The sequence below is a fragment of the Pirellulales bacterium genome (assembly GCA_036499395.1).
Classification (GTDB): domain Bacteria; phylum Planctomycetota; class Planctomycetia; order Pirellulales; family JACPPG01; genus JACPPG01.
Window position 1 is genome coordinate 13,552 of record DASYDW010000041.1, and the last position, 12,216, is coordinate 25,767.

The following is a 12,216-nucleotide window of genomic DNA, read 5'->3' on the forward strand; positions in this document are numbered from 1 at the left end:
GTCCGCAGAGATTTGCAAAGCACTGGTCCCTGTGTCGATTGCAGATAGTTAAAGCCCAAGCCGTGGCCGCGTTTGCTTTCCTCTAGCTTAAAGGCGCCGCACGAAACATGAGATGCAGCAAGATCAAGGCTAAGTTGGCGAATAACGAGCCCGCGCTCTGTACGCAATTGCATTTGACCGACCCTTCGGTGTTCGAGCTGGCAAGCTTGATGGGTTTCGACGGGTTGTGGATGGACCTGGAGCATCATGGCTACAGCGTGGAAACTGCCGGACAATTGATGCGCGCGGCGCGCGTGGGAAGTGCGGACATCGTGGCGCGTCCGGCCAAGGGCGAATTCATGCGGATGGGGCGCCTGCTGGAGATGGGAGCTCAGGCGATCATGTATCCGCGTTGCGAGGACGCCGAAGAGGCTGCGGAAGTCGTCCGTTGGGCGAAATTTGCTCCCCTGGGTCGACGCGGCTTCGACGGCGGCAACGCCGACGCGATCTACACCGCCGCGCCCCTCTTGGAGTATCTAGCGCACGCCAACCGCGAAACCTTCATTCTGATCCAACTGGAAGAAGATTGTGCCGTCGACCGCGCCGAGGAAATCGCGGCCACGCCGGGGGTCGATGCCTTGCTGCTCGGACCTGCCGACTTTTCGATTCTGGGAGGATTTCCGCTGCAGTTCGACCACCCTAAACTTACCAAGGCCGTGGAAAAGGTCGCCGTCGCCGCGCGCAATACCGGTAAGCATTGGGCGCGCACGGTCGGCACGCCCGAGCAAGCAGGACAGGCCCTCGAAATGGGAGCGCGCCTCTTGTTTCACAATGCTGACATCGTGATGCTCAAGCGCGGCCTGGAAAATATTCAGTCCCAGTTCGCCTCGCTGGGCTTCCGCTTCGAGAATCGCCTGAAACCGAGCACTACTTAAACTCGCCTTGGCAAAGCAAGGGGCTTGGCTTGAACACTCAGCGATTGCTCATCATCGGAGTCGGGTCGATTGGCGAGCGGCATTTACGCTGCGCGCAGCGGCTGGGCCGGGCCGAAGTAACTTGCTTTGACATTAACGCTTCGCTGCGAGATTCGGTCGCACAACGATATGGCGTTGCCAACGCCTACGATAATCTCGAGGACGCGATCGCGGTGGCGCCGACGGCGGCCGTCATTTGCGTGCCCGCGCATCTGCACATCACGATCGCCAACCAACTAGCCGAGCGAGGTGTGCATCTCCTAATCGAAAAGCCTTTGAGCACCAGCCTCGCAGGCGTTGACGAATTGCGGTTGCTCGTCGAGCAGCGCCGCATCGTAGCCGCTGTTGGATACGTTCAGCGGGCGAATCCTGTTCTCGCCGCCATGCGCGAAGCACTCCTCTCAGAGCGATTCGGGCGACCGGTGGAACTCGTTGCCGTGGCCGGACAGGATTTCCCCTTCTATCGCCCTGCCTATCGCGACACCTACTACCGCGACAGGTCAACCGGAGGGGGCGCGATTCAAGATGCACTTACGCATTTGATCAACGCAGGGGAATGGCTTGTCGGCCCCATCGATCGAGTCGTGGCCGATGCGAAACATGCCGTTGTTCCCGGCGTCGATGTCGAGGATACGGTGCATGTGCTGGCGAATCATGGAGGAATTCCCGCCTCGTATAGCTTGAACCAGCACCAGGCGCCTAACGAGTTTACGATCACCGTTATCTGCGAGCGCGGCACGTTGCGTTTCGAGCTGCATGAGAATCGCTGGCGATGGATGGTCGAGCCGGGCAACGCCTGGCACGACGAGCCCGGAGCGCTGGTCGAACGTGACGACTTCTTCGTGGCGCAACTGCGCACTTTTTTCGAAGCCATTGAGAAACAGGAGCCACCGCTCTGCTCCTTAGAAGAGGGAATGCAAACCTTGCGTGTGAATCTTGCCATACTTAAATCTCTCGAGACGGCCAGTTGGGTATCCACTTCCGCTGATTGATCGCGAAGCATGATGACCGCAGAACCAACGATTCAACAACTGTTCGACTTGACCGGTCGTACTGCATTGGTGACCGGTGGAACAGGGCACCTGGGCAGATCCTCGGCTCGCGCGCTGGCCGAGGCCGGCGCGAGCGTCGTCGTTTCCAGTCGTGACGCTGGGCGCGCGGCGTCGTTCGCCAGCCAACTACCCGTGATGGGCGCGGCCTGCCATCATGGTGTGTGCCTCGATCACCAGTCGGTGGATCGTCTGGCTGATGAGTTCGCGGGAATCACCGCCCAGTGCGGGCCGATTGGCGTGCTGGTGAATAACGGACATGAACAGGTGAAAGCCGACCTTACCACCTGCAGCGGAGAGGAATTCACGCGGCAATTGGCAAATGCGACGGGCTATTTTCTGCTGGCGCGGATGGTGCGTGATCAGGCCGTCGAGCGCGGCGTGCCCGCGAGCATCATCATGCTTGGCTCGATGTACGGACTCGTGGCTTCTTACCCCGAAGTATACGTGCCCGGCTCGGCGAGTCCGGTCGCCTATCACGCTCTGAAGGGGGGCATCTTGCAGATGACGCGGCACCTGGCGGTCTACTGGGCTCAGGATCGGGTGCGCGTCAACGCTCTCAGTCCAGGGCCATTTCCGGCGCCGGGCGTGTCCTCAGAACTCAAAGCGCGGTTGTCCGAAAAATCTCCCATGCGTCGAATGGGCGAGCCACACGAGCTCAAGGGTGCCGTGCTCTTTCTTGCCAGCGACGCAAGTAGCTACGTCACCGGACAAAATCTAATTGTCGACGGCGGATGGACCGCCTGGTGAAGCTTTTGGGGGATGCATCACGAGGGGCAGAAATAGATCCGGTCGCTCAGAGACACCAACTACGGCGACCGTATCGCACGAGTTCTTGTCGTGCTTCGACCACGGACGCGTAGAAGCAGCTTTCTTTGCGAGGAGGCTCAGGCCGATGGCTGCGGCAGATGTTCCGTTGCGATGCTACTCGCTGCATCGTACGTCCACTTATCATCGGCCAGAATAGAAGGCGACGTTCGAGGTTGTTCGGTTTGCCGGATCCGCATCGGCCGCGGTGCATGACGAGGTGAGTCCCAACAAGAGGTCCGCACAGTTGACAAGAAAATACTTCACGGGCGGCCTGCGTGCAGCTATTCGACTTCCAGGATTTCACCGGTGGCAGTCACTTCGACGTCATGCACTTTGCCATTTTTCGTTTTACCAGTGATTTCGTAGACATTCTCGCCGCGCAGCGTGGCTGTTTCAAATTTCAGGTCGGGAAACGCTTTCTTGGCGGCAGCCTGGGCGGCTTTCATCGCTGCCTCGGGCACTTGCTCGATCGTGATCGGCTTGTCGGATTGCTTTCCCTTGTGACCGCAACCGGTCAGCGCCACGAGCATCACGACACACAGCAATCGTTGCATTAGTAGGCTCCTGAGATCGTTTCTCCCGTGGCGCGGGTCGACATCGCCTGATAGGTGAGATAGTCGATGCTCGTGGGAATAAAGGTGCAATGTCCGTCCATGAACAAAAAATTCGCGCCCTGGCCATGAAAGCTGTAGAACTGATTGACGTCGCTCGCCGCCGCGCCCGGAGTGGCCTTTTCTCCCGCATGTCCCAGGACCATGCCGGTGGCGTTCTCTACGTGCGCCCGACCCACTTCATCGCCATCATCGTCGAACAGCTTGGCACCAGTCACCGCGCCTGACCAGGTCGCTAATCCTAGGAAGTGCGACCGCTCTCCGGCGGCGATCGTTTGCGTCAGTCCGTCGGTAATGTCAGCGAATCGCACGGCGCTATTGCGGAAGAACAATCCGTCGCCATCAACGCCCGGCTCCGTCGAACCATACATCGCCACGTAATTCGAAGGGGCAACTTCGCAGATCTTTGAAATCGGATTGCCGAGATTGTCGCGAGTCCAAGCCGTCCACGAGGGAGCGACTTCATCCGAGGGGCAAAGATAGGTGGGGATCTTTGCGACGCGTACGCCGTTCGTGGCGTCTTCGATCGGCAGGTTGAAATGAATGACGCCAAAGATGGGAGATTGTTCGAGTTGTGGCAGAATGCTTGCCCCCCACGCCCAGCCCGGCCCTGTATCGTTACCTTGGCTGTCGAACCCTGCCACGTAACCTGCAGGCAGCCTCCCATAGGCATCGTGATAGCTCGTGAGCGCCAGGCCGATCTGCTTCAAATTATTGAAACATTCCGCTCGGCGAGCACTTTCTCGCGCCGCCTGCACGGCCGGCAATAAGATAGCGATCAACAGTCCGATGATCGCCACGACGACCAGAACTTCGACCAGCGTAAATGCGCGCCGTGCCACGGGACCTCCTGTCAGTCGATGAGAAACCACGTTGCGCCCCGATGCGCATGCGACGCGATCTCGGACCAATCGCAAGCGCGACCTGCGCGAGAGACCGCACGATACATGCGCTCTGTCAGCATATCAGGGCACTTGGGATTGCCTAGGACCGCACGATCAAGCCGTAATTGTTAGGAATGTGTTAGCTCGCAAAGCGCCAGGGCGGACGACCACTATTCTCCCGCCACCGGCTGCGGCAGCCAGCGCGGATGATCGAGTCCGCGATCGTCGCGTCCCTTCGAGATCTCTTTGGCGTTGTGGCCCTCGGCGTCCATAACCCACAAAGTGGGCGCAGCGCCCGTGGCTGCGCGGCAGAAAATGATGTAGCGACCGTCGGAAGATTCGCTCGCGCGAAAGTCCCATACGGCCGGATCGCTATGCGTGAGAGCCGTTGACTGACCATTACGAGGATCGAGCCGGAATATCTCGGTGCCGCCGCGAGCGTCCTCGGACTTGTAGTCACGATTGAAGTGGTCCAGGTCCGGCTGACCGACGCGATAGGGCCACGCGATGCGTGCCCCTTCGGTGCGGCGCGGATAAAGAATGCAACCATCGTGTGTCCAGGCCGGCAGATTCGACCCGCTGCCGCGGCTGGTGGTGTCGCCGTAGGTCGCAGCGAACCACATCGGTTGCCCCTCGGTCAGCACGCGATGTTCGCCGCCTGTGGCGCTGCCGATGCAGACATCAGCCCAATCGTGCCCCGGCTCGTTCTTGTAATGACAATCGACGTACAAGATCCATTTACCGTCGGGCGACCAACTGGTGCCGAAGTAAAGATGATCGGGATGGCCCGCGATCTGCACGCGGTTCGTGCCGTCGGTGTCGCTAGTCCAGACTTGATAGCCTTGCGGGCCGGCCAGATGGAACGCAACGCGACGACCATCGGGGCTGAGGCTTAGCCCGTACGGCAGTCCCTCGCCGCCATGCGTAAAGTCGCGGGCATCGGTGCCGTCGAGATTCATGCTGACGATCTGCCCGACCTTGTTCTTAACGACTTGCACCAAAATCCGGTTATCGCTGACCAACAGCGCCGGCGTTTCGAAGGGGGCCAGGCGATCGCGATTGCAGATCTCATCGAGCGAGCCGGTATCCAGGTTGTAGATCCAGATGTGGGTCGGCGTCTGCGTGTAGTATTCCTCGAACGGGCGTCCAGGCCCGTCACGACGCGGCTCCATGCTGAGCATCACCGTGCGCCGGCCGTCCGGAAAACTCGAGCCAGGTTGCCAGGTAGCCTGATTCGGCACCTCAAATTCCAGCCACTTCAGGTCGCTGCCGTCGGCGCGGATGACGGCCGTTTTTCCTTGAGAGGTGAAGAACAGCCGGGCCGAGGCGCGCGGATCAGGTTCCGCGGCCGCCGCCGCAAAATTTGCCGATAGCGCGATCAGCAGGGCGAGGCATCCGGCGATTAGCTCTCGCTGCCAGATGGTGCGGACAACAAAAGGTGTAGGAAGCTTCGCACGAACGGCGCATCGAGCTGTTTTCATGTCACGGCCCGGCCGCAGCCGCGCCCTCCCGAGATTGATGGATTCGGTCGCGGCCGTGGAGCTGCTAGCGCGCCGCAGCCTCATATATTAAGCAGACAGCGCGCTTCTGCCATGCCGGGGGCCGGCTGACCGTATTCGCTGGCTGTGACGCGGGCCAGAGCTGTCAGTTGTCGCCAGCGGAACTTCGGACGCGCCCGGGCGAACTCCTCGGTCGTCGTGTTGAAGTATTTCTCAGCGTGCAGGGCTCCGTCCTCACTAATGGCGTAACCCAGCAGCAGACTTTGAATGTCGGCGGCCGGATAATCTTGCTCGCCATAGACGTGTACCAGGGCACAGGCACGTGCTTGATCCTGGTGTCGGATGGCATCATTGAGATCGGCCACGAGAGAGGCCTGATCTCGCGACTTGATCTTCTCGACTTGCTCGGGTGCCGGCTGCGGCGCTCCCGTCGCGAGTTCGGGCGCGAAGCTGCGATCGCTGCCGACCTGCCAGGCGGACAGAATCAGGCTCACCACACTGTTGCGCCGATTGCTGACTCGCGCGATATGCCGCCAGGCGTTGACCGAATCCGAGGCATGGACGCCGATCGAATCGCCATGCACGCTGCCGATCGGCTTGTTCGGCTGAGCATTACGGGCGATTCGTCCCTTGTCGCGCAGGACGAACTGATTGGCGACCAGCGCCACGGCATCGGCCACTGATTCTGCGGATATACCGTCGGCCAGCGCCGCGGCCACGGCATCCGCCGCCTGATCGGCGGTGCTGGTCAACAAGGTGTTGCACATCGAGTCGAGCCAGCCGTCATCGGCGACGCGCGTGCCCGGCTCGCGCTCGACAAGGCGATACTGATCCAGCAAGCGAGGCAAAAGATCGCGCAGGCTGGCAAAGCGATCGTTGTAGGAGGGCTTGCAGTTGTCGACACAGTAGTGAAGTGACTGTCGCAACGTCGTAAACGCATGCTCGGGACCGACAAGGTCGAGCAAATCCCAGGCGCGATAGGCCAGTACCGTGCGATGGACTTCCACGGCGTCGGCCACGGCCGGCAACAGATCGTTATAAGCCTCGGTCGGCGAGCGACCGGCGGCGGCCGCGAGCAATTCCTCGGCGAGGCGCAGATTTTTGTTGCGTACTGCCTCGCGAATGCGGGCGCCGGCGTCGCTTGTATCGAAGGCGCTGCTGACCTCCACCGGATGCAACGCATCTTCGCCGTTTCCGCCGCGCGCGTGGATGCGATCGGTGTTGCGATACAGCACCTTCAGCACCGGCAAAGCGCGCATGGGCTCGGGAAGCTGCTCGCTCATGTTCAAGGCCGGCGCGAGCGCCATGAATGTGTGGAAGCCGATGTAGTCTTCGCCGCCGAACGCGCGAGCGTTAGCCAGCGTGGCCGCGGCCACGAGTTCCTTGAGCGCCACGCCCTGGCGAAGCTGATCGACGAGCGCCGGCAGCAGGCGATCGATCGGCGTCTCTTGCATCAGCGCCACGAGCGATTCGCGTGGGCCGAACGTGATGCGCGCCGGTGTATCATCCGCGACTGCCCGGGTTAGCCCCAACTCGAGTGCCGCACCGTAGCCGATCGTGGCTACGATCATGCCTTGACCCACGTCCGCCAGAAACGATCGCCGCGAATGCTGGCTCATGGCTCAGCTCCTTTGCGTAGAAGGCGCGATCTTATGGGCCGCCTCGCACCGGTAAAGCAAGAAGGCGGAATCAACCTGAATCTAACTCGCGTGAAATGACGGGACAACGGCTTTGGATATGCCGCGCGGAAAGTCCACGGCTCTCTGCGGGCATAATCCCTAGCGGTGTTACATGTCGTTCCGCCTGCTGAAGTTATTAGCTGAGGAGTTCGGCGATGGAACGTTAAACATGCCACCACCCATGCCACCACCCATGCCACCACCCATGCCACCGCCCATGCCACCACCCATGCCTCCACCCATACCACCACCCATCCCTCCGCGCATGCCGCCCATCATGGTCCTGACCGGAATGACTAGGTCGGCGACAGGATAGACACGCGTGGTCAGAATTTCGTCGGCCTTTTCCTTCGACGTGATCTTCAGCACCTCGTCCTGGACTACGTACGTCAGATCGAACTCTTCCAGAATCAGGCGCAGGGCGCTGCGCAGACTGATTCCTTTGACGCTCCTGCTGACCGGCGCCGAGGGGTCGACCGCCGCATCCGTCAAGCCTTTGGCATCGAGCTGAATTTCGATCTCGTGCTTGCTCTTGATGTAATCAATTACGTCTGTCAGCGGCGTGTCAGCGAATTCGAGGTCGGTCGTGTTGCCTAACTCGCGATAGATCTTTTCTTCGGACGAACCGGGCTGGTATAAGCTGACCGCCTCGGCGTACTTCTTGCGCCGCTCGGTCTTCAGCATCCACTCTTCGGCCGAGGGATAGATGATCGGCGGTTCGTCCGATTGTGGGATGTGCGCGACTTCCGTTGCATAGAGCGACTCGACCACCCCCTTATGACGGCGGCGGACCAAGTCCTTCATGTCGTACACATAGCCCATCGTGCGCGCGACGGTCGGTGACATGGCCGTGGCCACGGCCTCGCCTGGCTCAGGCGTGTTGCGCAATGCCGGCGGAATGTCGTGAGCGCGATCCGCTTCTTCTTCAGCCGCGCGGAATTGCCGCTCGTCCAGCAACGACTCAAAGCGGGCCAGCAACTGATCGGCCTTTTGCTGATTGATCACTAACTCGCGATTAATCTGTTTGCGGGCGTCGGCCTCTGCCTGAACTTCTTGCGTACGCAAATCCCGTTCGATCTTTTCCGACGCGCGGCGCGAGGCTTCTTGCAGGGCCATTTCCAACTGGGCGTCCAGCCGCTGGCGCTGCGCGGCGTCAAGTTCCGGCATCTTGCGGACTCTCTCTAACTCGAGCTTCAGATTGTCGATCACCAGCTCGGGGACGTCGGCCATTCGCGCTCGCCCCTCTTTGATGACATTCCGAACCTCAGTTTGGACGGCTTGTTGCAGGACCCGCCGGTTCCGATCAACGGCATCCAGCAGGGCGTGGTCTTCATTGTCGGCCGGGGCTGCGGCATCGGCCGGTAGCTCGAATTCCATCTTTGGCGCCGCTGCTCCGGGCTGGCTGGCACGTTTGGCCGAGCGCATGAGCGATTCCGCCTCCGCATCCGCGGCATCCATCACGAGTGCCTCGCCGGCGAGCCGGCGTGCCTGTTGCGGATCGCCGGATGCCAAGGCAACTTGCCCTAATCGCTTCAACGAATTTGCGCCAAGCAGCGAGAGACGCCGCAGCTCGGCCAGGCCTTCGCTCCCCAGCGCTGGTAGACCGATGCCTCGATCGTGCCGACCTGCTTTGACGAGTGATTCCAGGTAGGCATGATCGGCATTCGGTGCCGATGGTGTGACGGTCCATATTAGTTCTTGGATTTGTCCGCCGACGTCGGCTCGCATCTTGATCTGTTGGGGCGTCGACAGCATTCCATCGCCGAGAAAAATCGTGTTTCGATCGAAACGCAAGGGAAGACCTCGATCGCCGGAGAGATTGCGCAGGGTACCTGGCATTTCGACGGAGCTGGGCCAAACAACCGGAGCCTGGACGGCCGCGGCCAGCCAATTTCCGACGGCGGCGCCGGTGAAGTTGTCGCCGTCGACAGCCAATACGCCGCCGGTTTGGCGAGCCAGGCAGGCCAGTAGCGGAACGTCGACACGCGGGCCGATGGCATAAGCGATAACGGGCACTTGCCCCTCGCGTAACCGCTCGACCAACGGCAATGCCTGTTTGTGAGCAATGAAATTTGCGGTGCTCATGCCGTCGCCAATATATAAGGCGGCCCGAGCGCGCGAGCGGTCGTTTGCCTGCGGGAACGCTTCACTGGCGGCTGACAGGGCTGCCGCCATGTCCGTGGCTCCCAATGGAACGCGCTCGTTCAACGCATCGATCGCCTGCCGTGTGCCGGGGTCGTCGATCGTGGCGAATCGGTCCATCAACGACACGGCGTTTAGATCGACAGCGAAGAGGCGAACCCGATCGACGGATCTCAACGCCGCCAGTGTCGCGTTCAGTGCGATCAATGCCTTCGTGCGATAATCGCCGGCTTGACTCGCCGACGTGTCGAACAGAATGACAACGTCACGAGGACGCGAGCGCGGACGCGCAACCGACGGCGCAAGATGCAAGGCAAAGCAAGGATCATCATCCTGGCCGCCGACATCCAGTCGGGCGGGTTTTTCCGCAGGCGCCACGGCTGCCCTGACTTGATGGGGCAGCAGGGAGATAATGGCAAGAACACAACCGACCGCGAAACCGTGGATGGTGTACCACATAACCGGCGCTCCCGAACTGCAAGCCCCGTTTTCGCTATTAGAAACCAGAGGAGCGTTTAGTTTCAACATAAAACAGCTCCGAAGTCACGAGTAGTTTTCGATGCTTACAGATATGCAAGAAAGGTGCGGCGAAAGTCGCGAAAATCGCGATCGAAGTGTAACAGCTGCGATACTCCTGATCCGACATTTGGTCCGTAGCCTTGTCGACAGGCGGCGGCCGGAATGGCAGAGCGGATCCTCGACTCCTGCGCGAACAATCGCGTCCACGAGCTTGCAATGATGAAATCGCCCTAAAGGCACGGAAATGGCGTCCCGATGGTTCACTGTCTTACAGAATTCGTAGGGTTATAATTTGGAAGGCGCGTTTCGCCTGCAAAATCAACCGGGCGCGTTTCACTCTCGGCTTATCTTTCTCAAGGGGCTTCGCGATGCAAAGGCTACGTAGAACGACAAGCGGCTTGCTATTCCTCGTCGCGCTGACAGGCTGCATTCCGGAATCCGAACACCCGATCACGCCGCTCTATAGCGCTGAGCAGGATAAAGAGCTGACTGGCTTGTGGACGTCCGAAGACGAAGAGTCGGTCCGTTACCTACACATTGGCGCCGAGCTGGAGAAGGGGATCACCGAGGACGAGGCCGAAGAGGGGCTGATGCGGTTCTGGCTGGTGACGCACCGCACGTCCGACGGCCGGACCGGCGTCGAAAAGCCATTCTCGATGCGCTTCTTCGTCTCGAAGTGCCGCGAGAATCAATTCGCCAATGCGGTGCTGCCTATCGAGGAGACGCCAGGCGTACCCGCGGCGGGAGCGGCGAAGTACTACTTCATGAAGTACAAGATCGTCGGGGACGAGCTGAACGTGTGGGGCATTGATTTCGCAGCCGCAGCAGCCGCGATCGATCGAGGTGAACTCGGTGGAACGGTGGTTCGCGAGGGGAGCGAGTTAAAGAGCGTGCAATTCACCGATTCGAGCGAGCACCTGATGGTGTATCTCAGCGGCGGCGGCGCGGACAAGCTGTTCCCCGAAAAAGGGAAGACCGTGTTTCGCCGGATACATTAATTCACGATCGCGATTGCTGGATTCGTGCCGGGACGCTGGCTCAGCCGCCGCGCACTAGCCGGCGAATGTTCTCAAGCACGGCCCGAATCAGCTCGGGCGTTCGCAGCGACCGTTGCGCAGAGCGCGGTAGGCCAGTATTGATCTGAAAAGGTCGCTGAGACGGCAGAGCCTCGGATGCATCTCTGGAAGATGCTCCGGCGAAACGGCTGAAGCGTTCGTCGAACGAACGAGCCGTGCGAGGCGTGGCGAAGCACCGCACCTTGGCATCCAGGTCGAATTCTTGAATCGTGCGTAATTCGGCCCATGCGCCTAATCGGCGCAGCGCGCGAGCTGCTTCGCGAAGGGTTCGCGTGTCGTGACCGGCGATAAACGGAATGATTTCTCGGATCGCGCTACGGCGTCGCATGCGTCCTATAAGCCACAACGACAACTGCACGAGTTCTGGCTCGCCCGAGGCCAGGCCACGATACAACGCGGCGATCCGCCCGCGGCGCAGTATTGCGCGGAAAACGTCGCGGTATGTCAGCAACGACGGCCGTCGCTGATCGCCGAGGTGTGAGGTGGTTCGCCTCTCGAAGATTCCGGCGAGAACGATCGCCGCGGCTTCGTCTTCGCTGGTCACGAGGACCCGACGTCCATCGCCGCGCGATTCGGTCCACACATGCAGACGCAGGCTGCTGCCGATGTCGCGCCGCATAATACGGGCGATCGCGCCGAGGGATCGCATTCTGTGGCAGCATCCGGACATCGGTGATCGAGGCCTCGCGGTAAGCCCGTGACCGGGTGTGGTGGCTTTTCGACCAACTCAGGGTATCGCGAAATTTTAATTCGGGGCAATCCCGTTTCCCAAGGTTCGACCGGAACTGCCTACGGGCCTGAAACACCTGGAAGCCGCCGGAACCACCGTTCCTGCAACCGGACGAAATTGTTTCCCTTGGCCGGTGGATTGTTTACAATCGAGGGCAGGTGGCGAACCGTGCCGGACTGCCAAAATCCTGCCTATTTTTGCGGCGCGGCGTTTTGACCGGCGGCCTGATTCCTCGATTTGCGGGAATTGGTGTCGGTCGACGTC

The 12,216-nt window shown here is 60.5% G+C and carries 10 protein-coding genes; 4 read left to right on the top strand and 6 right to left on the bottom strand.

The annotated features are described in order from the left end of the window. The first annotated feature begins 107 nt into the window (after window positions 1–107). From VGN12_07010 to VGN12_07020, 3 genes are read left to right on the top strand one after another with little or no spacing between them, the layout of a single operon-like run. Window positions 108–914 carry an aldolase/citrate lyase family protein gene (locus VGN12_07010; GenBank protein HEY4309186.1) on the top strand — a complete coding sequence of 269 codons (807 nt, stop codon included), beginning with the start codon at window positions 108–110 and terminating at the stop codon, window positions 912–914. A 29-nt stretch (window positions 915–943) separates the two neighbouring features. Further along, window positions 944–1,945: a Gfo/Idh/MocA family oxidoreductase gene (locus VGN12_07015; GenBank protein ID HEY4309187.1), complete on the top strand. Its 1,002-nt coding sequence runs from the start codon at window positions 944–946 to the stop codon at window positions 1,943–1,945. A gap of 9 nt (window positions 1,946–1,954) precedes the next feature. Beyond that, window positions 1,955–2,752, top strand: coding sequence for an SDR family oxidoreductase (locus VGN12_07020; protein HEY4309188.1), 798 nt, complete (start codon window positions 1,955–1,957; stop codon window positions 2,750–2,752). A 341-nt stretch (window positions 2,753–3,093) separates the two neighbouring features. On the opposite strand, the gene VGN12_07025 is transcribed toward VGN12_07020, so the two are convergent. The 5 genes from VGN12_07025 to VGN12_07045 all read right to left on the bottom strand — a co-directional run bounded on the left by VGN12_07025 (window position 3,094) and on the right by VGN12_07045 (window position 10,086). Then, window positions 3,094–3,366 (bottom strand): PepSY domain-containing protein, encoded by a 273-nt coding sequence (locus VGN12_07025; GenBank protein ID HEY4309189.1) that lies wholly within the window; start codon window positions 3,364–3,366, stop codon window positions 3,094–3,096. Further along, window positions 3,366–4,265: a DUF1559 domain-containing protein gene (locus VGN12_07030; GenBank protein ID HEY4309190.1), complete on the bottom strand. Its 900-nt coding sequence runs from the start codon at window positions 4,263–4,265 to the stop codon at window positions 3,366–3,368. Before VGN12_07030 ends, VGN12_07025 begins: the two co-directional genes overlap by 1 nt. A 212-nt stretch (window positions 4,266–4,477) precedes the next feature. Beyond that, window positions 4,478–5,788 carry a hypothetical protein gene (locus VGN12_07035; protein ID HEY4309191.1) on the bottom strand — a complete coding sequence of 437 codons (1,311 nt, stop codon included), beginning with the start codon at window positions 5,786–5,788 and terminating at the stop codon, window positions 4,478–4,480. Between the two features lie 80 nt (window positions 5,789–5,868). Beyond that, on the bottom strand, window positions 5,869–7,425 hold the full coding sequence (locus tag VGN12_07040; GenBank protein ID HEY4309192.1) for a hypothetical protein: 1,557 nt from the start codon (window positions 7,423–7,425) through the stop codon (window positions 5,869–5,871). A gap of 168 nt (window positions 7,426–7,593) precedes the next feature. Further along, window positions 7,594–10,086: a hypothetical protein gene (locus VGN12_07045; GenBank protein HEY4309193.1), complete on the bottom strand. Its 2,493-nt coding sequence runs from the start codon at window positions 10,084–10,086 to the stop codon at window positions 7,594–7,596. 458 nt (window positions 10,087–10,544) lie between these two features. Between VGN12_07045 and VGN12_07050 the strand changes: the two genes are divergently transcribed. Then, window positions 10,545–11,144, top strand: a complete 600-nt coding sequence (locus tag VGN12_07050) for a hypothetical protein (GenBank protein ID HEY4309194.1) — start codon at window positions 10,545–10,547, stop codon at window positions 11,142–11,144. Window positions 11,145–11,184: 40 nt separating this feature from the next. Here VGN12_07050 and VGN12_07055 read toward each other — a convergent pair whose 3' ends face one another. Continuing rightward, a complete protein-coding gene (locus VGN12_07055; GenBank protein HEY4309195.1) occupies window positions 11,185–11,871 on the bottom strand; it encodes a hypothetical protein in 687 nt (228 codons plus the stop codon). Window positions 11,872–12,216 lie beyond the last annotated feature (345 nt).

Coding starts and splice junctions, on each gene's coding strand:
- VGN12_07025 (HEY4309189.1), bottom strand. CDS start 3,366: ATGCAACGATTGCTGTGTGTCGTGATGCTCGTGGCGCTGACCGGTTGC.
- VGN12_07055 (HEY4309195.1), bottom strand. CDS start 11,871: ATGCGATCCCTCGGCGCGATCGCCCGTATTATGCGGCGCGACATCGGC.
- VGN12_07045 (HEY4309193.1), bottom strand. CDS start 10,086: ATGTGGTACACCATCCACGGTTTCGCGGTCGGTTGTGTTCTTGCCATT.
- VGN12_07010 (HEY4309186.1), top strand. CDS start 108: ATGAGATGCAGCAAGATCAAGGCTAAGTTGGCGAATAACGAGCCCGCG.
- VGN12_07035 (HEY4309191.1), bottom strand. CDS start 5,788: ATGAAAACAGCTCGATGCGCCGTTCGTGCGAAGCTTCCTACACCTTTT.
- VGN12_07040 (HEY4309192.1), bottom strand. CDS start 7,425: ATGAGCCAGCATTCGCGGCGATCGTTTCTGGCGGACGTGGGTCAAGGC.
- VGN12_07020 (HEY4309188.1), top strand. CDS start 1,955: ATGATGACCGCAGAACCAACGATTCAACAACTGTTCGACTTGACCGGT.